19 protein-coding genes are annotated in these 26,240 nt (G+C 71.8%); 12 read left to right on the top strand and 7 right to left on the bottom strand.

The genetic code is table 11. The features are described 5' to 3' along the window. The first annotated feature begins 206 nt into the window (after positions 1–206). The gene (locus JYJ93_RS25875) at positions 207–1,349 is read left to right on the top strand and encodes a patatin-like phospholipase family protein (RefSeq protein ID WP_206795842.1); all 1,143 of its coding nucleotides are present in this window, start codon (positions 207–209) and stop codon (positions 1,347–1,349) included. 36 nt (positions 1,350–1,385) lie between these two features. After that, entirely contained in the window at positions 1,386–1,712 is a 327-nt protein-coding gene (locus JYJ93_RS25870; RefSeq protein ID WP_206795840.1) for a hypothetical protein, read from the top strand. Positions 1,713–1,782: 70 nt separating this feature from the next. Here JYJ93_RS25870 and JYJ93_RS25865 read toward each other — a convergent pair whose 3' ends face one another. Then, entirely contained in the window at positions 1,783–3,234 is a 1,452-nt protein-coding gene (locus tag JYJ93_RS25865) for a hypothetical protein (RefSeq protein WP_206795838.1), read from the bottom strand. A 182-nt stretch (positions 3,235–3,416) separates the two neighbouring features. Between JYJ93_RS25865 and JYJ93_RS25860 the strand changes: the two genes are divergently transcribed. Both JYJ93_RS25860 and JYJ93_RS25855 read left to right on the top strand, forming a co-directional pair. Then, positions 3,417–3,722 carry a hypothetical protein gene (locus tag JYJ93_RS25860; protein WP_206795836.1) on the top strand — a complete coding sequence of 102 codons (306 nt, stop codon included), beginning with the start codon at positions 3,417–3,419 and terminating at the stop codon, positions 3,720–3,722. Positions 3,723–3,844: 122 nt separating this feature from the next. Continuing rightward, positions 3,845–4,255 carry a hypothetical protein gene (locus tag JYJ93_RS25855; protein WP_206795833.1) on the top strand — a complete coding sequence of 137 codons (411 nt, stop codon included), beginning with the start codon at positions 3,845–3,847 and terminating at the stop codon, positions 4,253–4,255. A 67-nt stretch (positions 4,256–4,322) separates the two neighbouring features. Here JYJ93_RS25855 and JYJ93_RS25850 read toward each other — a convergent pair whose 3' ends face one another. From JYJ93_RS25850 to JYJ93_RS25835, 4 genes are all read right to left on the bottom strand, one after another. Beyond that, entirely contained in the window at positions 4,323–4,943 is a 621-nt protein-coding gene (locus JYJ93_RS25850; protein WP_206795831.1) for a glycoside hydrolase family 19 protein, read from the bottom strand. Positions 4,944–5,015: 72 nt separating this feature from the next. Next, complete coding sequence (locus JYJ93_RS25845; protein WP_206795829.1) at positions 5,016–9,752, bottom strand: CHAT domain-containing protein; 4,737 nt, start codon at positions 9,750–9,752, stop codon at positions 5,016–5,018. Continuing rightward, positions 9,749–10,933: a hypothetical protein gene (locus JYJ93_RS25840; protein WP_206795817.1), complete on the bottom strand. Its 1,185-nt coding sequence runs from the start codon at positions 10,931–10,933 to the stop codon at positions 9,749–9,751. The genes JYJ93_RS25845 and JYJ93_RS25840 overlap by 4 nt, the downstream gene beginning before the upstream one ends. Beyond that, positions 10,926–13,241 carry an MFS transporter gene (locus JYJ93_RS25835; RefSeq protein WP_206795815.1) on the bottom strand — a complete coding sequence of 772 codons (2,316 nt, stop codon included), beginning with the start codon at positions 13,239–13,241 and terminating at the stop codon, positions 10,926–10,928. Before JYJ93_RS25835 ends, JYJ93_RS25840 begins: the two co-directional genes overlap by 8 nt. A 181-nt stretch (positions 13,242–13,422) precedes the next feature. On the opposite strand from JYJ93_RS25835, the gene JYJ93_RS25830 reads away from it, so the two are divergent. The 5 genes from JYJ93_RS25830 to JYJ93_RS25810 are packed head-to-tail and all read left to right on the top strand — an operon-like array spanning position 13,423 to position 19,428. After that, positions 13,423–14,568, top strand: a complete 1,146-nt coding sequence (locus JYJ93_RS25830) for a porin (RefSeq protein WP_206795813.1) — start codon at positions 13,423–13,425, stop codon at positions 14,566–14,568. A 15-nt stretch (positions 14,569–14,583) separates the two neighbouring features. Continuing rightward, a complete protein-coding gene (locus JYJ93_RS25825) occupies positions 14,584–15,342 on the top strand; it encodes a cache domain-containing protein (protein WP_206795811.1) in 759 nt (252 codons plus the stop codon). Continuing rightward, positions 15,339–17,402: an MFS transporter gene (locus JYJ93_RS25820; protein ID WP_206795809.1), complete on the top strand. Its 2,064-nt coding sequence runs from the start codon at positions 15,339–15,341 to the stop codon at positions 17,400–17,402. The genes JYJ93_RS25825 and JYJ93_RS25820 overlap by 4 nt, the downstream gene beginning before the upstream one ends. Then, positions 17,399–18,451, top strand: coding sequence for a hypothetical protein (locus JYJ93_RS25815; RefSeq protein WP_206795807.1), 1,053 nt, complete (start codon positions 17,399–17,401; stop codon positions 18,449–18,451). Before JYJ93_RS25820 ends, JYJ93_RS25815 begins: the two co-directional genes overlap by 4 nt. After that, the gene (locus tag JYJ93_RS25810; RefSeq protein WP_206795804.1) at positions 18,448–19,428 is read left to right on the top strand and encodes an ABC transporter substrate-binding protein; all 981 of its coding nucleotides are present in this window, start codon (positions 18,448–18,450) and stop codon (positions 19,426–19,428) included. The genes JYJ93_RS25815 and JYJ93_RS25810 overlap by 4 nt, the downstream gene beginning before the upstream one ends. Here the strand turns inward: JYJ93_RS25810 and JYJ93_RS25805 are convergent. Both JYJ93_RS25805 and JYJ93_RS25800 read right to left on the bottom strand, forming a co-directional pair. Then, complete coding sequence (locus JYJ93_RS25805) at positions 19,400–20,227, bottom strand: hypothetical protein (protein WP_206795802.1); 828 nt, start codon at positions 20,225–20,227, stop codon at positions 19,400–19,402. The two genes, JYJ93_RS25810 and JYJ93_RS25805, sit on opposite strands and share 29 nt — an antisense overlap. A gap of 130 nt (positions 20,228–20,357) precedes the next feature. Next, positions 20,358–21,605, bottom strand: a complete 1,248-nt coding sequence (locus JYJ93_RS25800) for a hypothetical protein (protein ID WP_206795800.1) — start codon at positions 21,603–21,605, stop codon at positions 20,358–20,360. A 170-nt stretch (positions 21,606–21,775) separates the two neighbouring features. On the opposite strand from JYJ93_RS25800, the gene JYJ93_RS25795 reads away from it, so the two are divergent. From JYJ93_RS25795 to JYJ93_RS25785, 3 genes are all read left to right on the top strand, one after another. Further along, complete coding sequence (locus tag JYJ93_RS25795) at positions 21,776–22,675, top strand: hypothetical protein (protein WP_206795791.1); 900 nt, start codon at positions 21,776–21,778, stop codon at positions 22,673–22,675. Between the two features lie 242 nt (positions 22,676–22,917). Beyond that, positions 22,918–24,279 carry an alanine racemase gene (locus JYJ93_RS25790; RefSeq protein WP_269012397.1) on the top strand — a complete coding sequence of 454 codons (1,362 nt, stop codon included), beginning with the start codon at positions 22,918–22,920 and terminating at the stop codon, positions 24,277–24,279. Next, positions 24,276–26,234, top strand: a complete 1,959-nt coding sequence (locus tag JYJ93_RS25785) for a hypothetical protein (RefSeq protein WP_206795789.1) — start codon at positions 24,276–24,278, stop codon at positions 26,232–26,234. The genes JYJ93_RS25790 and JYJ93_RS25785 overlap by 4 nt, the downstream gene beginning before the upstream one ends. Positions 26,235–26,240: the final 6 nt, after the last annotated feature.

The raw sequence follows: 26,240 nt of genomic DNA, 5'->3' as shown, positions 1-26,240 counted from the left end.
TGAAAGCTGCGCCTCAATGACGCGGACGACCGCCGGGTGTGAAAGCCGTGAGCTCGAAGGTCAGCGTGGATTCACAACCGCCCGGGCGTGGACGTCCCTGGTGCGCTGCCTCGGGGAGCGGGGGACTGGGAAGGGTGGATTGGGATCCATCAGCCCTCCGCTCCTCCGGGGCAGCACTCCACCGCAGCACCCGCGAGAGGACATCCATGACACAGCCGCAAGCACCCCAGGAGCGCCCGCAGGTCATCGTCGTCTTTCAAGGCGGTGGGGCCCTGGGCGCCTACCACGTGGGGGCGTATCAGGCCCTGGAGGAGGCCGGCCTGCATCCGGACTGGGTCTCCGGCATCTCCATTGGCGCCTTCACCGCCGCGCTGGTCGCGGGCAACCGCCCGGAGCAGCGGCTCGAGCGACTGGAGGCGTTCTGGCGCGAGGTGTCCTGGCCGGGCAGTGAGTGGGGCTCGCTCTTCAAGGGCCGCCTGCGCCAGCTCTTCAACCTGGGCAGCCACATGACGAGCCTGCTCTTCGGCCAGCCCGGTTTCTACGCGCCCCGCGCGGTGTCCCCGCTGCTCGCGCCGCCGGGCTCGCCGGAGGCGCTGAGCTTCTACTCCACCCGGCCCATGCGCTCGACGCTGCGGCGGCTGGTGGACTTCGACTACATCAATTCCCGCGCGACGCGGCTGAGCCTGGGGGCCACCCGCGTGAGCGACGGGCACCTGGTGTTCTTCGACAACACGCGGGGCGCCCTGGGGCCGGACCATGTGCTGGCCAGCGGCGCGCTGCCGCCCGCGTTCCCTCCCAGCCTCATCGATGGGGAGCTGTACTGGGACGGCGGTTGCGTCACCAACACGCCGCTCAACGCCATCCTGGACGACCCGCCCCAGCGGCACTCGCTCGTCTTCATGATCGACCTGTTCGAGGCGCGCGCGCCGCTGCCGCAGAACCTGGACGAGGCGAGCTGGCGGATGAAGTCCATCCAGTTCGCGGGCCGCACGTCGCAGCAGGTGGACCAGTTCGCGACCGTGTGGAACCTGCGCCGGACCGCGACCCAGGTGACGCGGCACGTGTCGGCGTCCTCGCCGCTCGCGTTCAGCGACGAGCCCCTGGCGAAGCCCGCGCCCCGGCTGGACATCATCCACCTGACGTACCAGCGCGGTGAGCATCAGATCTCCAGCAGCGACGCGGAGTTCTCTCGCGCCTCCATCGCGGAGCGCCGGGCGGACGGCTACCGGGACATGAAGCGCGCCCTGGCGACCTCGCCGTGGACGCAGTCCGTAGCGAACGGGCCCCAGGCGTTCGGTGACGAGGACCTGTCGCCGGCCGAAGGGGGCGCCGTCGTCCACCGCCTCTAGCAGGGGCCACCTGTCACAACCCGAAGGAGCAATGCCATGACCGAAGCGAAGAGAATCGATCCGTATGCCCACCTGATGGACCTGGGGCGGGGTGCCCTGCACCAGGCCATCGCCGCCCAGCGCTCCGCGCTCGAGTACTCCCGCCAGTTCGTGGAGGGGGACGCCGCCGCCAGGTCGCTGCGCTCGCGGCACGAGGAGTGGACGCGCAAGGCGCTGGAGACCCTGGCGCCGTTCTACGCGCTGGAGCAGGTGGCGCGTGAGCAGCTGCTCAAGGCGCAGGCCAGCCTCTTCGAGCTGGCCGACGACACCCTGCGCAACTTCACCTTGCACGGTGTGGAGCGCGGCGGGCACCGCTCCGCCTGAGCTTGGGGCGTCGCGGCAGACAAACCCCGGGGGGCCCATGCGCCGCCCGGGGTTCTTGTTGTTTCATGCGTCAGCGCGGGGCCAATGGCAGACGCACGGCCGGGTCGCCCAGGAGCACGTAGCCGCCCAGGTCCTGACGGAGCATCCACAGGTGCGAGCGCCGCAGCGGATCCACCGTGGAGGGCTTCCCGGCGCTCCGGGCCGCCTCCTCCTGGTCATACAGCGTGGTCAGCTCCAGGTTGGCCTGGTGGCCTCCACGCAGGAGCCAGCTCAGGCCCAGGCCCACGCGCCGTCCGCGCGCCAATTGCTGGAGCGGCTCCATGAAGCGGGACACCTTGCCCTGGCGCTGGTCGCGGTCCTGGAAGCCATACGTCCACGCCAGGTCCACGTGGCCGATGACCGCCAGCGGGCCCTGGGGATTGGCCAGCGCGGACTGCGGCAGCGCGGCGACGAAGGGACGCTCTCCGGGCCGGGGCAGCGCCGAGGTGAGCGACTCCAGCCTTCCGCTGAACTGGCCTCCCGCCTGCAACTGCTTCAGCCAGTGATGGAAGGCGCTGCGCGACGGCGTGCCCGCGCCGAAGCACGCGAAGAGGAACCAGACGCCGCCGGGCAGGAAGGGACGCTGGGCCAGCGCCGCGCCATCCAGGTGCTGGCCTTCGCCCAGGTTGAGCGCCCCCTGGAGCGCGAGCTTCGCGTCGGTGCTCCGCCAGCCCGCGCGCGGACTGCCCAGGCCGTGGCTCATGGAGAAGAGCAGGGTGGGCTCCTGGAGCGCGGCCTGCTCCAGGAGCGCGGTGGCGCCGGGCTCTCCCGGCACGCCCAGTTCCAGCACGTCGCGCGCGGGGAAGCGGCCCAACTCCCGCGCCTGCCGGGCGGACGCGATGGCCGGGGCCACCAGGGATTGGTAGCCCGTCCGCGTCGCGGCGGTGCCGTCGTGGACGGTGAAGAAGAGCGAGCGGGTCTGGCGCTGCGCGGAAGGGGCGTTCTCCCAGCGCAGCACCTTGTCCACGTAGGCCGCGTAGTCCTCGTCGCGTCGGAAGGCCAGGCGCCCCACGTAGGCGTCGTGGGCCGCGGCCTGCTGCAGCTCGAAGGGCACCTGGTGGAAGTCCCCCAGGAAGAGCAGGTAGCGGGGCCGGTCCTCCACGGGCACCGCTTCGTCGTCCAGCACGACGCGCACCCAGCGGGTGAAGTCCTCCAGGTTCCGGCCCTCCGCCGCCAGCTCCGGGCTCACCCGGTAGACGCGCACCGGGTGGCCGTCCTGCTGCTCCTGCCGGTGCCGGCGCAGGGGCTCGACGAGCGCGAGCAGGCGGTCGCCTTCGGGCCCCTCCGGCGCGACCAGCCCCCAGCGCTGCGCGGGCAGGGAGTTGGGGTCCTCGCCGTCGTCCCACAAGTGGCTCTCCTCGCGCCCCCGCGCGTCGTCGTCGCGCGGCACCTGGGTGGCGGCGTCGGCGGGCAGGCCGTCCGGGGCCACCGGCTCGTGTGAATCGGCGTGGGACAACAACAGCTCGACGTTCTGGGTGCTCATCTTCGGGAGGGCTCCTGGCGTCACGCGCGCGGGAAGTCGTGCGCGTGACGGCAGGACGCGCCGGAGGGCGGACGTGTGAGCCAGGGATGTCTGGCGTTGGCATTCACACACAAATGGCGTGCGGCGTCCTCTGGACGCAGTGCCCGGCATGTCGCCGTCAACCCAATCCCAGGAGCACGCCCATGCAGTCCGCCGCACAGCTGTCCGCTTACATCATCGCCTTCGCGGGTGCCGCCCGCACCGCGCAGCGCCTCATGTCGTCCGGCATGGATCCGATGACGATCGCCGAGTACTACTTCGAGGTGAACCTCACGAGCGACTTCGAGATCAAGAGCGAGACGGACGTTGCCCTCAACGTCTGGCGCATGAGCATCAAGGAGAAGCTCACGCTCGACTACAAGGAGCACATGGGTCTCACCGTGAAGTGCACCATCAAGCCGGCGGCGGTGCTCGCGGCCCAGGGTGGCGCCACCGGCGGCGGCGCCTGACGCCCGCCGTCTGGCCCCGCGAAACACGCTGAAGCAAGACACACCCGTCGCCGCCGGTGCTCCGTTCAGGGGCACCGGCGGTGGCGGTCTGCCATCCACCCTTCTTTCCCCAATCCCATCCCATGGCAAAGCCCAATCCCACGCCGGACCACGCGCAAGTCCTCATCCACGACCTCATCCTGGCCGTCCAGTCCTCGCTCGACATCGCGGAGGAGACGGCCCGCAAGCACTACTCCTTCTCCGTGGCGGAGCTGGAGGTCTCCGCCAGCTTCGACTTCGAGATGACGGAGCAGGACAGCGACATCCCCGAGGACAAGCCGCAGCCCAAGCGCTGGTTCTCCCTCTTCGGCGGCGGCACCAAGAAGGAGCACACCCGCCTGCATGACCTCAACGAGAAGGACTCCAGCAAGCTCACGGTGCGCATGCTGTTCCGCCCCGGAGGCAAGCACCTGGCGAGCGGCACCGAGTCCTCCGACAGCGCCCCCGCGGAGGAGGAAGCGACGACCGAGCCCGCTCCGGCCAAGCGCAAGTAGACGCCATGATGACAAACGAGCCCGCGGCCTTCGGAAGGCCGCGGGCTCTTCGCGTTTCAGGGGGACATCACTTCTTGTCCAGCATCCTCAAGGCGCGCTGGTAGTAGGTGTCCCGCGAGGCCTTGCCGTTGTAGCCGCCGTTGATGCGCCGGGTGATGGCGTCGAACTCGCCCTTGTCGGCGTGCTTGTTGAGGTTGCGGCTGTTCCAGAACCAGGCGGCGGTGCGGAAGCCCACGTCCAGGTCGGCCGCGCGGGCGGGGTTCTCCTCCAGGTCCAACTCCAGCGCCTTGCCCGCGGCGCGGTAGTTGGTGCGGCCGGTGATTTGGATGGGCCCGCGGCCCTTGTAGCGCGCGCCGTCGCCCGGATTGACGTTGCCCAGGTCCTTGCGCCGCTCGTAGGCGCGGCCGGACGACAGCTCCTCGAAGTAGCGGAACTCGGCGCTCTCGTGTGCCAGTTGCGCCAGGAACGCGGCCTGGCGGCGCGGGGTGTTGATGCCCGCCTCGGACATGGCGTCGTTCAGGTGCGGCAGCACCTCTTGCGCGCGGGCCCTGGGCAGCCGGGGGAGGAATGAACGCATCTGCTCCAGCGTCAGCGGCTGGAAGGTCTCGCTTTTCGGCTCGGCGGACTCGGTGGACTCGCCAGACCGCGAGGACTTGGGGGACTTGGAACCAAAGCCAAAGAAGGCCATCGGACGGACTCCCGGGTTGTGGGTGCCTGGAAGACGCCGGGTGTCTTTGAGTTGTGAGCGCCTTTGGAGGGCTCAAGGCTCGTCCGGGAGCGGTGCGCGTCCATGCCGCTGCTCACACGCGGTGTTGGCCTCCAGGGCCTTCGCGGGCAGGTCGCCCAGCAGGCCGCGCCGCTCGCCGGGCGTCAGGCACGCGGAGCTCGTGGCCTGGAGCTTCTCCTGGAGCCGCTCGATGGGGAGCGGCTCGCGCGGACGCCACACCCGGGCGCTGCCGTCCGTGGAGCCGGTGACGAGCCGGGGCTCCTCCGCGCGGGGACTGAACACGGCCGAGGTCACCTCGCCCTCGTGCGCGGAGAGGACGAGGTAGGGCTCGCCGGGGGCGTCCGTGAGCCAGACGCGGGCACGGCCATCCGCGCACGCGGTGACGACGCGGCTCCCATCCGGGCTCCAGGCGGCCCAGGGCACCGGTGCGTCGTGGCGCAGGAGCGCGCGCACGCCTCGCACCCGGCCGTGCTCCACGGTCCACAGGCGCGCCGTGCCGTCCTGCGAAGACGTGAGCACCTGGGTCGAGTCCTTCGGGTGGAAGGCCGCGGAGAGGACCCAGTCATCGTGGCTGTAGAGCGTGGCGGTGAGGCGCCCCTCCGCGCTCCAGATGCGGGCGGTGCCGTCTTGAGACGCGGTGATGAGGCGCTGGCCGTCCGGGCTGAAAGCCACGGAGCGGACCTGGTCGCCGTGCCCCTCCAGTGGGATGGGCGGCCGCGTTCCATCCACGCTCACGATGCGGGTGGCTCGCGCGCTGGAGGCGAGCGCCACGCGCAGGCCGTCCGGGCTGAAGGCGGCGCTGAAGAAGGGCTCGCGCTGGGACGCCAGCACGCGCCGGCCCGCGATGCTTCCATCCGAAGGCCACAGGCGCGCGGTGCCGTCCAGCGAGGCCGTCAGCAGCCACCGGCCATCCGGGCTGAAGGCCACGGAGCGCACGTCCTGGGTGTGGCCCCGGAAGACATGCGTGGCCCGGCCGTCCTCCGACCAGAGGCGCACCGCTCCGTCCTGCGACGCGGTGGCCACCTGCGTGCCGTCCGGACTGACGGCCACGGACCAGAGGAAGCCTCCGGACGTCTGGAGCGGAAGCGAGTCCTGAGTCGCGTCCAGGCGCCAGACGCGCGCGGTGGCGTCGACGGAGGCGGTGACGGCCTGCTTGCCGTCCGGACCGAAGCCGCCCCACAGCAGCGTGGACCGGTGGCCGAGCAGCAGCCGGGGCGGCGTGTCCTCGCGGGCGGACCACAGCCGCGCGGTGGTGTCCGAGGAGACGGTGAGGATCCACTCGCCCAGCGGCCCCCCGAACGTGGCCAGGCGCACGGCGCCCTGGTGTCCGCGCAGCACGCGGGGCTCGCCCCGCCCATCGGCTCGGAAGAGACGCGCGGTGGTGTCCACCGACGCGGTCACCACATGGTGCCCGTCCGGGCTGAAGCTCGCGGTGGTCAGCTCGCCCTGGTGCCCCCTGAGCACCACGGGGGCGGTGGCGCCGTTGACGGGCCAGACGCGCGCGACGCCGTCCCGGGCCACCGTCAGCACGTGGGTGCCTTCCGGGTCGAACGTGGCGGAGGTGACGGGGGCGGGGTGGGGCAGCTCGCGCGGGCCTTCCGTCCCCTCCACGGGAACCAGTCGCGCGGTGCCATCCAGCGAGGCCGTCAGCATCCATCTCCCATCCGGGCTGAAGGCCACGGTCTGCACGGCGCCCCGGTGCCGCACCTCGCGCGGCTCACCGGTGCCGTCCGTGCGCCACAGCCGCGCCAGTCCGTCTCGCGAGGCCGTGGCCACGCGCTGGCCGTCCGGGCTGAAGGCCCCCCACTGCACGACGCCGCGATGTCTGAACGTGTGCAGCAACGCGCCGTCCGCTGTGTTCCACAGCCGCGCGGTGCCGTCATGCGAGGAGGTGAGCACGCGCTGCCCTCCCGCCGGGCTGAAGGTGGCGTGGTAGACGGGCCCCGCGTGGCCGGTGAGCACCACCGGCGCGCCCTCGCCGCTGGTCCGCCACAGCCGCGCGGTGCCGTCCTTCGACGCCGTCACCACGCGCTGCCCGTCCGAGCTGACCTCCACGTGGACCACGGCCTGGGTGTGGCCGCGCAGCACCGCGCGGCTCAGCGGCTCCTGGAGGACCCCGGACACATCCTGGGCCCAGCCCCGGAGCCTTCCGGGCTCCTGGACCTCGCGAAGCATGAGCAGGGCCAGCGTCGGGTTGTCCCGCCGCAGCTTCCGCGCGACGTCCAGCAGCACCAGGTCCCGGGCGCGCTGGGCGTGGTGCTGCGCCTCCTGCCGCTCCCGCTGTGCGCGTGCCTCCAGTTGGCGCGCGTTCCACGCGAGCCCCGCCATCCCCACCGCCACCACCAGCGCGGCCATCAGCAGTCGCACCAGGCGCTGGCGCGCCGATGCGTCCTGGGCCTCGGCGGAGGCCACGCTGGCGTCCAGCAGTTGGAGGACGTCCTCGCCCGGCTCCTCGCTGTAGCGCCGCAGGATGTCCTGCGCGTAACCCAGCCGGCTTCCGGACAAGAGGTAGGGCGCGCCGCCATCGGGAGCGCTCCGGTGGGCAAGCCAATCCCGGGCCCACGACTCCAGCTCGCGGAAGTGCTGGAGGCGCTCGCGGTCCGCGCGGGCCCACTCCTCCAGCTCCGGCCAGGTTCGCAGCAGGGACTCGTGCGACAGCTGCAACCACTCCACGCCCGACGCGTCCTCTTCCCGGGTCAGCAGCCTCGCGGTGAGCAGCACGCCCAGCACCCGGTCGAAGTCGGCGCGGGGCTCCGGTGGGGTGGGGCGCAGTTGCTGCGAGCGCACCCGCCGGCGCCTGCCGTGCGAGGGCCCACCCTGGAAGTCCACCAGCTCCACCAGCAGCCGGCGCGCCTGCTGCTGGGCGCTCGGGGGCAGTGATTCGTACAGCCGGTTCGCCGCCCGCTTCAGCGCCCCCGCGACGCCGCCCAGGGCCGCGTAGGCGCGGTGGGTGAGCTGCTGTCCCTCGCGCTCCTCCCAGAGTTGATCCAACGCATACTGGAGCAGCGGCAGCGACCCGGGCTCCTGCCCCACCTCCTGGAGGAGCCGGTCCACCAGCCCGGCCTCGAAGCGCAGCCCCACCTTGTGCGCGGGGCCCTCGATGGCCGCTCGCAGCGCGTCGCCCTGGAGCTCCGTGACGAAGAGGCGGTGGGCGTCCGAATACACGGCCGCGTCCAAACGCGTGCCCTCCGCGTCCACCACCAGGTCGCCGCAGCGTCCCAGGTAGTCCACCTGGAGCGTGGCCAGCACCACCACCCGGCGCTCCGGATCCTTCGCGAGGCTCCACAGCGCGGTGGCCAGGTCGCGGCGCGCCGGGGCCTCCATCGCGGTGAAGAGGTCCTCGAAGGGATCCACCAGCAGGAGCTGCCGGCGCTCCGGAGACACCTGGCGCACCTCGTGGAGCGTCTCCGCGGCGCCCTGGCCGGGCTTGAGCAGCCGCACCCCCCAGTCCTCCGCCCGAAGCTCCTGGGGGAGGCCCGCGAGGGCGAGCGAGGACTTGCCGCTGCCGGAGACACCGGCCAACACCTGGAAGCGGGGACGCTGGCCCTCCACCGCTTCATGGACCCGCTGGAGCAGCTCCTGTTGGAGCGACTCGCGGCCGAAGAAGAAGCGGCGGTCCTCCTGCTGGAAGGGCAGCAGGCCCCGGTAGGGCCTCAGCGCCACCGGGCGCGTGTCTCCGCCGTGCTCCGCGCGCGCGTAGAGCTGGAGCGAGACGTGATCCAACGCGGTGGTGTCCAGCGCCAGCTGGCGCCGTGCATCCCCCACCGCCTCCTCCAGCGACGCGGGCGTCACCAGCAGCGCGCGGTAGAGGGCGCGCGTCAGTACCACGGAGCCCGGCACGGAGAGCAGCAGGCGCGAGGCCACCACCGCGGGCAGTCCCGCCCGGTGGAGCGCCTGGGCCACGCTGCCCAGGTGGTTGTCCGTCGCGCCCGCGCCGCTCTGGCACGCGCACAGCACCACCAGCCGCAACGTCGCCGCGTGGGGCATGAGCAGCTGGCGCAGCGTCGCGCCGTCCACCAGCTCCGGTTCGCCGCCCTCCCACGACGCATCCCAGAGCAGGCCGTAGGTCTGCCCGCGCCGTCCGCCGTGGCACAGCAGGTGGAGCACGGACACCGGTTCGCCGGGGCGGTTGAGCGCCTCCGACAGCGACGCCAGCGAGACGTGGGGCAGCACGTCCCGCTCCGGCTCGAACGGATACGCGCCCTGGCGGCAGGCGCCGCTCACCTCCCGCTGATGCGCCCGGGCCGGCACCTGGCCTCCGGCGGCGGACCAGGCGAAGAGGACGCGGCCCTGTCGAGAAGTGCCCGGCATGGGCACGTCTCCAGAAGCGGGCCATTCGTAGCGGATGAGGACGCCGGGCAGCTCCGCCACGGTGCGCCCGGAGGTGCCCAGCGTGAGCAGCTCCCAGGGCAGCGCGAAGAGCTCCGCCGCGGCGAAGCGGAAGGTGAGGTGCACCGGGCGCCCCACCTGGACGGCGGCGGCGATGTCGTTCGCCTGCGCGTCCCAGCCCACGGCTTCCAGGAACGCGCGCAGCCGCTCTCCCAGCCGCTGCACCACGTTGCGGTCCGGCTGGGGCTTCTCCAGCTCCGCGAGGTCCGACAGGAGCGCTGGCTCCCAGTCGAGCGCCGCGCGCGCGTAGCTGCCCCGGGCCCGCCGCAAGAGGTACTCCTGCGGCTCCATCCGGAAGTGGAAGGGGTCGCCTGCCTCGTGCGCGCGCACCAGCTCCAGCAGCAGCTCCAGGGGCGCGGGCCTCGCGGCGCCAGCGCTCATGGCGAGGCCGCCGGAGCGGACACGGCGGACTGTCCGTCCTGCCGCACCAGCCGGCCATCCAGGTCGTAGAGGGAGCTGGCCTGCTCCAGGAAGTGGAAGGGCAGCTTGATGTCCAGCTGCCGCGCGCGCCGCAGGTGGATGGCCAGGTCCGGCGGGGAGATGACCCCCATGGGGAGCCGCGACGCCGGGAGGCGCGAGCCCAGCACCTCCAGCATGTAGCGCGCGCCCAGCTGGCCTGCGCTCTTGAAGGGCACGCCAATGGACATGACCGCGCTGGCGTTCCCCTCGCGCACGGCCTCGCGCACGGAGCCCAGCACGGGGATGCCCTCGGAGTACCGGTCGATGCGCTCCAGCTCGTCGTACACCGCGGAGGAGGTGGTGACCCAGAAGAGGCTGTGCCTGCCGCCGGGGTCTATCTGCCGCATCGCGCGGGCCATGCGCGGAAGCTGCTCGGAGAGCGTCTCCTCCGCGCCGCGCTTGCCCTCCACCGCCAGCTCCAGCAACTGGAAGCCATCCCGCGCGGACAGCCGCCGCATGGCCTCCGCCTCCACCTCCACCGTGCTCTGGTTGCGGCGGTCGTACACCACCGTCAGCGCCTTCAACGGGCCCAGCAGCTCCTGCAGATAGTGCAGCTGCACGTCGGGAGAGAGCGACAGCGAGACGAAGGCCATGTTGTCCGGCTTGGCCTGCTGTGACGCTCCTTCCTCGAAGCCCAGCCACAGCTCCGGCGCCTTGCACAGCGCCACCACCGGCGTGGGCTGGTTGCCGAAGCGGTTGTAGAGAAAGCGCGTCGCGTCCGAGCCCATGGCGACGATGAGGTCGAACTGGCCGGAGTCCGCCAGCGCCAGCATCCGCTCCTGCTCCTCGCGCCCCGTGCCGAGCTTGTAGAGCGTGAGGCCCACCCGCACGTGCTGGTTGCGCAGCACGGGCAGCATGCCCTCCAGGATCCAGTTGAGGCTGCTCTGGGCCACGGTGAGCAGCACCAGCACCTCACGCACCTGGACCTGGGGCGTGGGGGGCTGCTCGGGGGTGATGAGGATCCGCTGCGCGGTCGCCTCCACCCGCCAGCCGCGAAGCGTCTCCGGGGGCAGGGCCACCCAGGTGGAGATGTCGTCCGGCTGTGCCTGGCTCGGAAGCGGCACGCACAGGAGCAGCAGCAGACCCAGCAGCCAGTCACGCATGGCGCACCTCGCGACCGGGCCGGGCCCGGGTCATCCAGGAATGGGCGGCCCCCAGCAGCAGCACCCCGACGCCCAGTCCTCCGAGCACCGGGAGTGGATCCTCCGGAGGCCTCCAGAAGGCGCTGACGAGGAGCGGCCCCACGCACTGCCCGAGCACGCCGAGCAGCGGAGCGATGAAGGTCCAGGAGCGCCTGCGCACGCCCTCGACAGGCTGGCTTTCGACGTGATGGTCGAGCGGGACGTGGACGAGCCCGAGGGACACGCCCAGCAGGCAGAGCGCCAGCGCGCGGACGGGCTCCAGCGAGCCGGAGGCCGCGAGCGCGAGCAGGGATAGCCCGGTGCCCAGCACGCCTCCCTGAAGCAGCCGCCGGCTCCCGTCGAGGCGCGCGGGCAGGGCGTGGGGAAGCAACGCGCCCAGCGCGACGAGGGCGAGCAATTGACCGATGCGGTCCGTGTCCTTGCCCTCGCCCATGAGCCACAGGGGCAACACGAGCCCGAGCACGCCCCCGCGCGCGAGCCACGACGGCAGCCCGACGAACAGCAGCGCCCACCGGTGCTCGCGAGGACTCCACGCTCCTGGAGGCAGCGGCGCAAGCGTGAGGGAGGCCCGGAAGGGACGAGGCGCGGCCGGCCGGTCCCGCGCCGCCAGCGGGGGCAGCCAGAGCCGCGAATACGCGAGCGCGCCCAACCCACAGAGGGCCGCGAACAGGAACACCGGGGACGGGCCCAGGTGGGCCGCCACGAGCGCGCCCAGCACCATGCCGGCGAGCAGGCCACCCCCCCGGGCCAGGGTGAGCCGCGCGAGGCGCCGGGGCGGCTGACCCGGAGGAAGCGCGGCGAGCAGATACGCCCGCGTCCCGGCGGCCAGCGCCCCCAGCCCGAAACCGCAGAGCCCGCGCAGCACCAGCCACGCGCGCAGGTCCGAGGTGAACGCCATCAACGCGAAGGCCGCGATGGACACGCCCAGGGCCACCACGAGCCAGCGCTGGAGCTGCCCCCGCCGCGCGTAACGCTCGGAGGGGACGAACGCGAGCGCGCAGGCCCCCTGGAACGCGACGGCGAGCAGCGCGGCGCCACCGCCCGGGAAGAGGGCCTCCGCGGCGACGGGGAGGAAAGCGAAGGGGAGCCCCTCCAGGAAGCCGCCGAGGAAGGCGAGGGGCTGCAACCGGCCCACCGTCCGCTGCTCGAAGACGCGCGAGCCCGAGCCACGCCGGGGCAGGGGCGCCAGCGCTCCGAGCACCAGCAGGCCCAAGAGACTGGAGGCGGCGAAGAGGAAGACGAAGCCCGGGACGGTGCGCCACAGCCGCGCCTGGAGCGCGCCCTTCGCGGCGCCGACCTCCAGGCGCACGGGGAGGTTCCACGGGCCCTCCGTGAGCTCCAGGTCGATGGTGTACTCGAAGCGCTCATCCCCCGTGCGCTCCGCGCCCGCGTCCACCTGGACGAGCACCCGCTCATCCGCGATGAGCGCCAGCGAGCCCAGGTCCGCGTTGGTGCGCTGGTACTCCTCCAACAGGGTGTCCAGGCCCCGCAGGTGGGAGAGCGTCAGGCCCAGCCGCGCCGCCTCGTTCAACCGCCGCGCCAGCGAATGCGCCAGGCTGCTGGTGCGCTGGTGCAGCCCGTCCGCATAGAGGTCCGCCAGCGCCAGGGACGTGGCCAGCGTCAGGCCCAGGAAGCCCGCGCCGAACGCCGCGCCCAGCCAGCGCCGGGGTTGCCGCATCCACAGCCGTTGCGCGCCCCACACGAAGGCCCCCAGGAACAACAGACATCCCCCCAGCAGCGTGAAGAGGGGCTGGCAGCGCCGCAGCACCCGCTGGGACACCGCGTCCCGGGACATCACCAGCTCCAGGCGGCCCACCTCCCCGAAGCGGTCCGACAGCGGCAGCGACACGAGGAAAGAGCGCGCGTCCTCCGTCACCTTGAAGCGTTGGTGGGGCAGGGGCGTCACGCGGCGGGCCGCGGGGGCGGGGGCCTCCGGGCCGGGGGGCTCGGAGAAGAGCAGCCGGCCCTGGTCATCCAGGACGCGGACCGCCTCCAGCGTGGGGTCCGCCTGGCGCAGCGTGCGCGCCAGCTGGGTGAAGCCGGTGAACTGCTCCAGCGCCATGCCCACGCGCAGGAACATCTCCACCGGCCCCTGGATGATCGCGCCCTGCGCCGCGAGCCGCTCGAATTGCAGGCGGGCATCCCCGCGCCACGCCTCGCCCAGCCCCAGGGCGACGACCCCTCCGAGCGAGGCGGTCAGCACCAGGAGGAGGGCGCCAAGCCGGGCCCGGCGCAACCCGCGACCGTGCCGGAGGGAATGGACAGACATGGTCCACCAAGGACGGCCTGGCGCCACCGGTGTGAACCGTTCACAAAGACAGCCATGGCGCCGTCCCAGGGGCATGCCCACACCCCAATTGCGTGCCTTTGTTTTGATGTCTGTTTTTGTATCAACGCTCCTGCTGGCCCCCCAGGCCCGCGCGGAATCCGCGCCGCCCACGGGGGCCACCGTGCTCCAGAGCCGTGACGGCCGGTCCGCGCTGCGCGTGGGCATGGGCCTGCAGACGGACCTGCGGCTGACGCCCACCGACGATGGGCTCGCGAGCACCTTCTACGTCCGCCGCGCGCGCATCAACCTCTCCGGCACGCTCGCGCCCTTCGCGGACGTGCGGCTCATCACCGACGTGGGCCTGCGTGATACGCCCCTCTACCAGGACGCCTGGTTGGAGTTGCGCGCCGCGCCCTGGCTGCGGCTGCGCGCGGGCCGCCTCAAGGTCCCCTTCGGCTACGAGTGGCTGGAGACGTCCTCCACCTTCCTGGACTTCGTCGAGCAATCCCTCCTCTTCTCCCTGGTGCTGCCCCGGTACGACCAGGGCCTGGCGCTCCATGGCGAGCTGGCCGGCAACCACGTGGAGTACTGGCTGGGCCTCTTCAACGAGGCGAGCGGCAAGGCGCGCGACGAGGACCGCGGGAAGATGCTGGCGGGCCGCATCGCCGTGACGCCCGCGGAGGGCGTCTCCGTCGCGGTGAGCGCCACCCACGCGCTGGGCGACAACCTGCCGGAGGAGGCGCGCGGCAAGCTGGCCACGGGCCTCTCGTTCCTGACAGCGCCCCAGTACAAGCTGACGTACGCCACGGGCGCCACCGGCCTGTTCGTCGTCCCGCCCGAATGGCGCCTGGGCGCGGACTTCGTCTCGTTCCAGGGGCCGACGTCGCTGAAGGTGGAGTACGCGCGCTTCTTCTCGCCTTCGCGCGAGGGCTGGCTCACCGCCTCGGACCTGGGCAAGGAGGACCGGCGCGTGCACCTGGCGGGGCTGCGCTCCCAGGCCTTCTACGCCTCCGGCACGTGGGTGCTGACCGGCGAGAAGAAGCAGGAGCGGGGCGTGGATCCGGCGCGGCCGTTCGACCCGGGCGCGGACAAGTACGGCGCGGGCGCCTGGGAGCTGGGGCTGCGCTACGGCTTCGCGCGGCTGCGCTTCGAGGGGCTGCCCGGCCACGACGGGCCTTCCGAGGAGCGCCTCCAGGAGGTGACGGCCGGCCTCAACTGGTACCTCAACTCCAACACCCGCTGGATGTTCAACGCCAGCCGGTACGTCTTCGCCGGAGGCCGCCCCCACTACGACGAGCTCCTCATGCGCATCCAGTGGTTCTTCTAGAGGGGAGCACGGGCCATGAGTCTGTTCTTCAAGCTGGGGGCCGCGACCGCGGCCATCCTGTGCTTCTCCATCGCGCTGATCGTCCTGCTCAACTTCGCCAAGTTCGAGACGACGCTCGGGGAACTTCAGCAGTCACGGCTGCGCGTGCTGGCGCTGGACGCGAAGGCCTCCACCGAGGCGGCCATCGACCTGGGGCTGGCCCTGCCCGCCGTGCGCGACGCGCAGCAGATCCTCACCCGCGTGTCCGGCATGGACCCGGACATCCGGGGCGTCGCCATCCTCGACCGCCGGGGCACGGTGCTGTTCCAGAGCGGGCTGCACGCCACCACGCACCTGCCCGGCTCCGCCCGGGAGCGGGCCGCCTGGTTCGAGGCCGCCGCCGCCGCGCACGGCGGCACCTGGAGCCATTCGGACCGCGAGGCCCTGCTGGTGGGCGCGCCCATCCTCAACCCCTTCAGCCAGCCCGTGGGCCTGGTGCTCATCGCCTATGACCGCAAGGCGCTGGATGCCAGAGCGAGCGCTTTCCTCCACACCTTCGCCCGCCAGGCGCTGTGGCCGCTGGCCGTCGGCTTCGCGCTGGTCTGCGCCGTGATGTGGATGTTGCTGAGGCCGCTGGGCCAGCGCTTCCAGGCGATGGAGCAGGCCTTCCGGAACATGGACGGCCCGGCGCACGTGCCCCCGTCCGACGAAGCGCTGCGCGCCTTCGACGCCCGCTACCAGGAGGCCTCCCTGGCCCTGGCCCAAGCAGAGCGCTCACTGGAGGGCCCGGCATGAGCCCCCCCACGAACGACGGAAGTCTGTCCCGGAGCCGCATCTGGAAGGTGAGCCTGCTGCCCACGCTGCTCATCGTGGCGACATTGGTGGTGGCGTCCATCCAGGCCTCGCGCCTGTTCGAGCAGTCCTTGCGCCCGGACCTGCGCGCCAAGGCGGAGACGCTGGCCCAGACCGTGGCGCTCCAGTTCCACCGCGCCGCGGACCTGGGCATCCCGGTGAACCGGCTGGGCGCGGCGGACGCCTACCTGGATGACGCGGCCCTGGGCCACGAGGAGATCCGCTACATCGGCTTCGCCTCGCCGGACGGCCACCTGCTGTACGCGTCCAGGGACTTGAAGGCGAAGCCCGCGTCCTTCTTCGACAAGGTGCTCAAGGCCCACACGCTGGAAGAGTCGCGTGGACTGGCGCGCCTGGACGGGGACCTGGACCTGGTCCACCCCGTGGAGTCGCGGGGACGCGTCATCGGCCAACTGCACCTGGGCATCGACACGACGTACGCCGAACAGCGGCTCCAGGAGATCCACACCGACATCCTCATCACCCTGTTCGTGACGGCGCTCGTCACGGTGGAGGTGCTCATGGCGCTGATGGGCCTGCTTGTCATCCGGCCGCTGCGGCTGTTGCGGCGCCTGCTGGAGCTGGGCGGGGAGGGGGACTTCACGCGTCAGGCCCGGGTGCGGCTGCACGACGAGGCCACCCGGGCGCTGGCCGCCGCGGGCCGGCTGGTGCGCGGCCTCAACCGCCGCCACGCGGCGCTGGACGAACCCGCGGCCCGGACGCTGGGCGAGCGCTTCCGCTTCGGAGACCCGAAGGCCCCCGCCGCGCTGGAGGAGCCCGGGACGAGCGACCTGCGGCTGCCGCTGTTCGTCTTCCTCTTCGGCTCGGAGCTGTCGCGCTCGTTCTGGCCGCTGTTCGTCAAGCGGCTGTACCAGCCCGGCCCGTACTTCTCCGAGAGCTTCATGGTCGCGCTGCCCATGTCGCTGTGGGTCACCGCGATGGTGGTGTGCACGCCGCTGGCGGGGCGCCTGCTCAACACCCGGAGCAGCCGCGTGGCGATGCTCGTGGGCATGGTGCCCGCCGGCCTGGGCCTGTTCATGACGGGCCTCGCGTCGAGCCTCACGGAGCTCTTCCTCTGGCGCGTCGTCACCGCGGGCGGCTACGGCATCGTGACGACGACGGCGCTGTTGCACGTGGCGCGCACGTCGAAGCAGAGCCACGGCGCGCGGAGCATGGGCGTGTTCGTGGGCGCGTCCACGGCGGCCAGCGTCTGCGGCACCGCCATTGGCGGCATCCTCGCGGACCGCATCGGCTACGCGGCGACGTTCGGGGTGGCCGCGGGGCTGGTGGCCCTGGCCATGGCGCTGGTGCTGCTGCTGGCGCCGGACCTGGGGCCCGTCCGTGCACGGGAGGAGGGTGGGGTCCGCCCAGCGGCGGCCTCGGCCTACCTGGGCATCCTCAAGCGCGGGCGCGTGCTGCTCTTCATCCTGCTGGCGGCCATGCCGGCGCGCCTGGTGCTGACGGGCTTCCTCTTCTACCTGACGCCCCTGCGCCTGCATGAGATGGGCTTCACCGAAGCCGCCATCGGCCGGTTGATGATGGGCTACTTCATCGTCACGGTGTTCGCCACGCCGGTGGTGTCGCTGCTGGCGGACCGCCATGGCTGGCACCGCGGGATGATGCTCGTGGGCGGCGGGCTGTCCGGGCTGGGCGTGCTGCTGTTCGCGTCCGCGAGCGGCTCGTGGCCGCTGTTGGCCGCGGTGCTGCTGGTGGGCCTGGGACAGGCCCTGGCGGCCACGCCGCTGCTCGCCAGCATTCCACCGCTCTTCGCCGAGGAGTGCGCCGGGTTCGGCCTGGACTCGCTCCTGTCCGTCTTCCGGATGATCGAGCGCGTGGGCAGCCTCGTCGGCCCGCTGCTCGCCGCCGCGCTGCTGGGCGCCAGCGGCTTCGTGCGCAGCACCCACGTCATCGGCATCGGGATGCTCGCGCTCACCGCGGGCCTCGCCGCCTACCTCTTCCTGAGATCCCTTCCACCCACCACTCCCACTCCGAAAGCCCCATGACCGCCATCACCCAGAACCTGTTGAAGCTGACGCCCACGCAGCGCGAGCAACTGGACGTGTTGTTCCTCGCGCAGTACGCGCCGGACCCCGGAGCCCCCTGGCCCGAGCTGCACCCGGAGCACGGCGTGCTCCCGCGCTACAACCACGAGCTGTTCCACACGCTGACCGGACTGGGCCTGCGGTGCACGCCGTGCCGCTCGCTGGAGAACCTGGTCCACATCCGCAGCGAGCCCAACTACGTCTTCACGCTGCTCAACCGCGCGCCGGTGCGCAACTCGGAGGTCTTCACGTCGGCGTTCTGCGAATGGTTGCAGGTCCCCTACCTGGGAGCGCCGCCCAACATCCGCGCGCTGGCGGAGGACAAGCACCTCACCAAGCTGATGGCGCGCTCGCTGGGCATCCCCACTGCGCCCTGGGTGACGAGCCCGGCGGAGGGGAAGCTGCCGCCCGCGCCGGACTTCAAGGGACCGTGGATCATCAAGCCGCGCTTCGGCGCCGCGTCCGTGGGCATCTCCGACGACAGCATCCAGGAGACGGAGGCCGGCCTGCACGCGCGCCTGCGCCTGTTCCAGGACCTGGGCCAGGCCTGCCTCGTGGAGCAACTGGTGCCCGGCCTGGACCTGACGGTGCCGGTGCTGGGCGGCGAGGAGCCCCAGGTGCTGGGCGTCGCGGAGGAGACGTCCTCGCTGCCGCACGGCATCGTCACCCACCGGCAGAAGCGGCTCCTGGAGGGCGGGCGCGAGCGCCGCATGGCGCAGGAGGGCCCGCTCACGGAGCGCCTGCGGATGTACGCGCTCCGGCTGTGCGCCGCGGTGCGGGACTTCGACTACCTGCGCGTCGACTTCCGCCAGCACCGCGACACCGGCGAGCTGTTCCTCCTGGAGTTCAACATCGGCTGCAACCTGGGCAGCCACGCGGCGGTGATGTTCACCGCGCGCCACGCGGGCCTCCAGCAGGCGGACGTCATCGAGCACATCCTGCGGCACAGCCTGGACCGTCAGGGCCGGATGTGGCGGAGCGCGTCCGCCCGGACGGAGGCGGGGAGATGACGGCCCGCGCCTTCCTCGCCACGCTCGTCCTGCTGTCGGCGGCCTCCGCCTCCGCGAAGCCGTACCGCGTCTTCATGGTCATCCACCGCACCGGCGCGGAGGCGGACCAGGGCTTCCGGGACTACCTGCTCAGCGCGGGGCTGGAGGTGGAGTTCACCGTCCGCAACATCGAAGGCGACGCGAACCGGCTGCCCGCGGTCATCCAGGAGATCCGCGCGCGGCGTCCGGACCTCATTTACGCCCAGAGCACGCTGGTGACGGAGGGGCTCGTGGGCCGGGTGGGGGAGGTGGACCCCGCGCGGCACATCACCGACGTGCCGGTCGTCTTCGCCATGGTGTCGGACCCCATCGCCTCGGGGCTGGTGACGCGGCTGGAGGGCTCCGGGCGCAACCTCACCGGCGCCATCCACGTGGCCTCGCTGCCCGTGCAGCTCAAGGCCATGCAGTCCTTCATGCCGCTCAAGCGGCTGGGCGTCGCCTACAACCCGTCCGAGCCGTCCCAGCGCAACATGTTCGACAAGCTCAAGCAGCTCACCGCGCAGGCGGGCATCGAGCTGGTGCCGGTGCATCCGCTCGGCAAGGATGGGAAGCCGGACGCGGCGCGCCTGCCCGCGATGATGCAGGCGCTGGCGGCCCGGAGGCCGGACCTGGTGTACCTGCCTCCGGTGAACTTCTTCGCGCCGCACAGCCAGCTGCTGATGGACGAAGCGATCCGCCTGGGCCTGCCCACCTTCTGCGCCATCGAGGTGCAGCTGGAGGCAGGCGGCATGATGGGGCTGGTGGCGCCCTTCTACAACGTGGGGGGCCTGGCGGGCTTCAAGGCCACGCAGATACTGCGTGAGCACCGCTCAGCGGCGGAGCTGCCCGTGGAGACGCTGTCCCGCTTCTCCTTCGAGGTGAACATGCCGGCCGCGCACGCGCTGGGGCTGTACCCGCCCATGCACATCCTCAGGTACGCGCGGATTCGGGAGCGGTAGCACGGGCCGCCTCCACGGTCCCCAGGTGCAGCAGCTCCTGCAGCAGGTCGAGCAGGAGCTGCTGTCCCAGGTCGTGTCCCACCGCGTGCGAGAAGCAGTACGCCAGCCGCAAGAGGCCCCAGCGCTGCGCGAGGGTCGCGGGCGCGAGCGCGATGTCCGTCAGCCGCTGGCACAGCGCCTCCAGCGGCGAGACGACCTGGGACCCGAAGGCGATGCGGCGCAGCAGCTGGCCGGTGAGCTCCTGGAGGAAGGGCGCGTCCTCCCGTGACGCCTCCAGCGCCAGCGTTTCGGCCTCGGTCAGGTGGACCTCCAGCCCCGCCGCCAGCAGCACCGCCTCCAGCACGCGGGCGTGCCTCGGGTGCGCGGGCTCCGCCGCCAGCGCGACGGGGGACATGCCATCCTGGATGCCCAGGCGCATGTCGCGCGCCTGGGCCGGCGTCAGCCCCAGCTCGCGGCACAGCTGGGCCAGCGGCAGCTGCGCCGGACCCTGGCGTCCGCCGTGCGCGGCCCGCAGCGCCAGGCCATAGGCCAGCAGGCGGTTGGAGGTGTCCGGCAGCCGCACGCGCAGCGACGCGAAGAGCGCGTCACCTTCCAGCGGGGCTCCGGTCCGGCGCGCCAGGCGATGGGCCAGCAACTCGCGCCGGGGGTCGTTGACCTCCGGGTCGCCCAGCACGCCGCGCCAGGCCTCCAGTTGCTTCGCCGGGGTGACGGGGCCCTTCGCCTGGACGACGAAGAGCACCGCGTCCAGCAGCGCCAGGTCCCTTGCTTCACAGGCCTCTGAGATGTGCGTTCGGATCATGCCGCCAGGACGGCACCGGCGGCGCGGCTGTGATTCCCAGCGGAAATAAAAGAAGCCCCACGGGGCGGTTGCCCCGTGAGGCCTGTCGGAGGTCACCGGCCTCGAGCCGGGAACCGCCGCATGCGTGTGATTACTTGAGGGTCCGCTCGATGCGCTTCACCTCGTGGTCGTGGACCGTCACGGCGTCGAGGATGAGGTTGGCGTAGGCCTGGGCCGCGGTGGCCGGCGTCTTGTTCACCCCGTTCGGCCCGTTGAGGTAGAGGTCGAGCGCGCCCAGGCTGACCTTCCAGTCGTCATTCAGCTGGGCCGGGGCCTTCTTCAGGCACTGGAGCCCGGCGTCGATGATGGTCTTGCAGTAGTCCTGCCACTGCGTGTTGCACGCCTGCCAGGCCTTGTGCTGCGTGGTGGTGGAGCCGGGGGGCGGGAACAGCGGGCTCCAGGACTCACCGCGGCCCAGGTGCGTGGAGGAGGCCGGGTGTCCGGTGGCCTCCATGAAGATGCTGCACGGGAAGCAGGAGGCGAGCTTCGTGGTCTTGCTGCCCACGGCGATTTCATACGGCGTGCCGGGGTTGTAGGGCGTCTTCTTGTTCGGGCTGAGGTCGTTGGCCAGCTTGTGGACGTGCACGTCGTAGATGGCCTGGATCATCCCGTGCGTGTACGCGCAGATGTCATGGCCGCGCTGGGGCGCGGGGCCCTCGAAGTGCATGCCCTGCTGCTTGAGCCCCTGCTTGTCCGGGTCGCGGTCCTCGTGGTCCTGCAGCGCCTCTGGGCCGATCATCCCCCACACCCGGTCCGCGGGCGCCTCCGGGGGGTGCCACCGCCGCCCGTAGGTGATGTCGAACGGCACGTTGTGGCGGAAGGTGCTCATCAGGCCCGTCTGTCCATCCGTCCGGCCGTCGATGAACCCCGTGTAGGCGCCGCGGCCCTGGTAGCCCAGCTTGTCCGCGGTGTCCGGCTGGGTGGCCAGCCGGAACAGCCTGTCGGCGGTGCCGGCCGGCAGCGGCGGGTCGTAGCGGTAGGGGTCGTTGGGGTTCTTGTCTCCGCTGCCGCCGGTGATGCGGCCACCGGTCGTCCAGATGGGCGTCGTGCCCAGCTCCACCTTCTGGTCGGGCTTCAGCCCCGCCGCCTGCAGCAGCCGGTTGAGCTTCTGGATGGCGGCGAGGTGGGTGGGGTCCACCGGCTTCTCCCGCAGCTGCTGTTCGGTCAGCTTGTGGCCGTCCTCCACCTCGAAGTCGACCCGAGCGTGCCGCTTGTTCACGTCCGCGTTCGTCAGGCGGCTCCATGCCCACCCGACGACCGCCGCCGTCATGATGATGTCCGCGTCCTTGGCGGCTTGCGTCCCCGGACTCAGGATGCCCTGCTGCTTCACCAGGCTCATCGAAGACCTCTCCCTCTGGAGCTTTGAGCGCCCGCTCCGATAGGCGTTGGAGCCAGGACGCGGAGCCGGAGCCTGTTGTGAAGGCGGCGGCCGTCACACGACCGCCACAATCCCCGCCGTGGGCGTGTCACCGGCGTGTGTTACATGGAATTCCTCACCTGGAGACCCCCATGCATCTGCGTGCCCTTGCATTGACCTGCTTCACCGCGCTCGCCGCCTGTGACAACGCCCCTGTCGACACCGCCTCCGTGGAGTCCACGGAGGAGCTGGGTGTCAGCACCGCCGCGGAGACGGCGACCCGCCTCTACGCCGCGGTGGGCGACAACAGCTTGAGCTTCGAGACGCTCGGCACCTTCGAGCAGCGCGACGGCGTGCGCGCCCTCATCCTCCACGCCACCGCGAACCGCTACCTCGCGGACGTGCTCAGCTTCGTCCCGGACGACGCCTTCGGAGAGGCGAGCGTCATCAGCGAGCGCCGGTTCGAGATCGTCCTCCACGAGGGCCACGAGCTCAACACGGTGCTCTCCGGGCTGCCGCTCTTCGTCAAGGTCACCACCAACACGGGCACGCCGCGCTCGTACACGGCGCGCATCGTGGTGGCGCCGCGCTTCTATGACTTCCGCGGCGACTCGGGCATCTGGATCGACGAGGCGGTCACCCCCCGCTACGTCGTCCAGGGCTACGACAACCTCCTCTACCGGGGCCACGCGTCGGTCTCCGGGTACACCGACTGGCTCTCCGTCACGGCGCCGGACGGCATCCCGTCCGTCTACGGCCGGCCCAACTACAAGCTCGACTGGACGTACACGAAGCTGCACCAAGCCATCGACCCGCACACGGTCCCGCTCGCGTTCAGCGCGGGGGGCGACAACGGCGCGACGATGCAGAAGACCGCCCGGCTGGTGGCGCGCGTGACGGAGTTCGCGCTCACCGACGGTGACGCCTACGACGTCTGGCCCAGCCCGCCCTGCGACCCCGTCGTCTCCGCCTGCTACCACTCGCAGCCTGCGGGCACGACGGACTTCAGCCAGTGCGGCACCTACCGCCAGGTCCTGCGCTGCACGTACTGACCCCTTGATGGGAGGCGTGGGCTGGCCAGGCCCCGCATGAAACACGCGGGTGGCGAGACGGAGTAACGCTCGCCACCTGCATCGCTGACACGTCAAGCCACGGCCGTGACATGTCAGCGGCATGTCAGCCGGAGTGTATCGGCCGGTGCCTCCGAGGCGCCCCGGGACTCCAGGCACTGGCACGGGCCCTGCTGTCTCACGAAGTGTCTCGGCCGTTTCATGCACGGCCCAAAGGACTCTTCGTGCCCACGTCCCACACCGCTTGCTCGAACAACACCCCAGCTCCCCAGCCCCTTCCTCCAGGGACCTGGGGCCTGACGCGCGCCGAAGGCGGGCTGTGCCTGGAAGAAAGGTCGCTCGCGAGCCTGACGCAGCGCTGGGGGAGCCCGCTCTTCGTCGTCCATGGCGCCCGGCTCACCGAGAATGTCCGGCGCTTCCAGCAGATGCCCGAGGGGCGGATGCGGGGGGCCGAGATCTTCTATTCGTACAAGACCAATCCGATCCCCGCCGTGCTCCAGCGGCTGTCACGGCTCGGGGTGGGCGCCGAGGTCGTCTCTCCGTACGAGCTGTGGCTCGCCCAGCGGCTCGGGGTCGCGTCCGAGCGGATCATCTACAACGGCCCCGGCAAGACGCCGGACGTGGCCCGCACGGTGGTCCAGAGCGAGCTGCTCATCACCCACCTGAACCATCGCGAGGAGATCGCGCTCGTCGCGGGGGCCGCCGCGGAGCTCGGGAAGCGCCCCCGGGTGGGCATGCGCGTGGCCACCTCGGACAGCTGGTCCGGCAAGTTCGGCATCCCGATCGCCGGAGGCCAGGCGCTGGCGGCCTACGAGGAGGCGATGATGCACCCCTCGCTGCGGGTCGTCGGGCTGCACGCGCACCGGGGCGTGGCCATCGAGGATGCGGAGACGCTGGAGCGCTTCGTTCAAGAGGTGCTGGAGTTCTGCGACACGCTGCACGGCCGGCTCGGGCTCGACGTGGAGATGCTCGACCTGGGTGGGAGCCTCGCGGTCCCGACGGTGCTGCCTCTGGACGACTCTCCCGTACCGCTCGCGGAGCGGGTCCAGCGGAGGCTCTCGATTGAACGGTACCTGGCGCTGCTCATCGGCAGGGTCGAGGCCCACTTCCGTCGCGCCGGCCGTCCCGTGCCCCGCATCTTCCTGGAGCCCGGACGCGCGATGACCGGGAACACCCAGTTGCTGCTCTGCCAGGTCAGCAGTCTCAACGCGGCCGGAGCCGGGCCCGCGCGCGCCATCCTGGATGCCGGCGAAAACATCGCCCACATCCTGCACCGCGAGTATCACGAGATCTTCCACGTCGAGCGGTGGGGGGAGTCCCCCAGCCAGACGTACTCCCTCGATGGTCCCACCTGCAGCCCCATGGACCGCCTTCGGACGGAGATCGAGCTCCCGCGGCTCCAGGTGGGAGACACGCTCGCGGTCATGGACGCGGGGGCGTATCTGGTCTCCTTCTCGAACTCCTTCTGCTTCCCGCAGCCCGGCATCGTGATCCTGGACGAGGGCCGCGCGACGCTCGCCCGTCGCGCGGAGACCTACGAAGACATGATCGCCCGCGACCTCGCCGCGAACAGCGCCACCCGATGAACGCCCAGGCCCTGTTGGTGCACCCGCCGCGGGACGAGCCGTCCTGCGTGCTGAGGGGGGCGGTCGTCGCGCTCTCGCACGGGCGCATCGAGGTGACGTATCTCGCGCCGGGGGAACCGCCGCGCATCGCCGTCGCCGGCAATCCCCTGGCGCTCGAGGCCGCGCTGCCTGCCCGGGACACGGCGGCGTACGCCCTGTTCGCCGGCCTGGACAGCATCCTGGTCTCGGATCGCGATGCGCGGCGGGCGATCCTCGTCCCACGCGAGGGCATGTCGCTGCTGGAGGAGCAGGCCCCGCTCTATGTCACGGGCCCGGATCCCAGGCACGCGGGCCGCTTCCGCGTGGAGGCCCATCGCGCGTCGGCTCCCACGAGCGTGCTGTACGTCGCGCAATCCTTCGGGCACACGACGGGCTGGGTGCCGGCCGTGCATGGCGCCCTCGCCAGGCTCCCGGACCCCATCCCGTTCACCGCGGCGATCCGCCGGCAGGAGGACGCGGCGTACGCGCGCCGGAAGGTCGGGGACACCGTGGGGTTCCACGTCGTTCCGCTCCACTACAGCGACGCGGAGTCGGGGACCGTCACGCCAGACGATGTCGCCAACGTTTCGCGGCCGGAGTTCCTGAACCGCGAGGCCGCGCTCCTGTGGCTCGCGGTCAACCGTGAGCTGGCCCGGGCCAGCGCGGGCGCGGCCGCCATCGTGAACGACTGCCGGCCAGAGACCTGGATCCTTCACCAGCTCGCGGAGCATGCGCAGCGCAAGGACGTCCCCCTGCACGCCGTGCGGTACGCGTTCGAGGAATTCGACTGGCTCCGTCGGCGGGTTCGCCAGACGGACGAGGCATCGGTAGCGCCGGGAATGGCCGAGCTCGTAGCCGCGTCCGCCCCGGCGATCCACACACGGCGCGAGCTGAGGGACGCGTTGCGGGCCTCGGGCATCGAGCCGCGGCGCAACCCCTCGGTCGACTTCGAGGCCTCGAGCCGGGAGCTCATGGCCGCCGTGCCGGAGAGCGGCACCCTATGGTATCAGGCCATCAACTGGCGTGACTGGCTGTCGCTGGAGTCGGGCCGGCGGCCCTACGTGGTCATCCCGCCGCTCGGCCAGGCCAGCGCGCTCTGCCCGGAGCAGGCCGCGGATAGGGCAGGGGCCGTCCTCGCCCAGCGCTCGCCGACGCTCCAGCACCTCTTCACCCCGGAGGATTCGCGCGGCGTCGTGCTCGTGTCGCAGGGCAACGGCTTCTCCACCTGCAGCCGCCGGCACTGGCGCGCGATGCTGGAGATGGCGGCGAGGATGGAGGGGGTGCACTTCCTGTTCGCGGGTGGGAGCGCGGAGGATCGCGCATGGCTGGCGCTCGAGCTCGAGCGCTCGCAGCCCGGGAACGTGACGCTGCTCGGGTGGATCGACGAGCACTGGAGCACGTTCCTCCGGGCCCTGGCCGCGAAGCCCCAGGCGGCCTTCGTCTGCCGCCCGGGCCTGAGCAGCATCGGCGCCGCGCTGGTGAACGGCATTCCCCCCCTCCTCATGTCCCCCGACCCCCTGGTGGGACCGGACGGCGCCGTGGACGCGATCACCGCGGAGGTGGCCATGGAGCGCGCGGTCTACGCGTTCCAGCTCGAGCGGCTGTATGCCAGCCAGTGCGCGGCACACCGGAACTCGCCGCTGCCGGTGCTCCTTGACACCCTCGGCGGTGATGCGGAGCGGGCGCTGGCCACGCTGCGCCGTGCGGTGGACCCCGCCATCCAGTCGCGCCAGCGGGCGGCCATCGCCGGGTACTGCGATGGGTCGCGCGTCGCGCACCTCATCGCGAGCGTGCTCACGCGCGAAGCGGCCTCCGGCGTGCTGCCCATCCAGGTCAAGCGCCGGATGCGCGACCAGGAGCTCGCCAGCCCGGGGGTGCCCTTCGGCGCGCTCCCATCGACAGACGCCCTCGCTTCGCGGGGGCTCGCACATCCATGAGGAACA

Source organism: Corallococcus sp. NCSPR001, assembly GCF_017309135.1.
In the GTDB taxonomy this organism is placed as follows: Bacteria; Myxococcota; Myxococcia; order Myxococcales; family Myxococcaceae; genus Corallococcus.
This window is presented reverse-complemented; position numbering and strand designations above follow the sequence as displayed.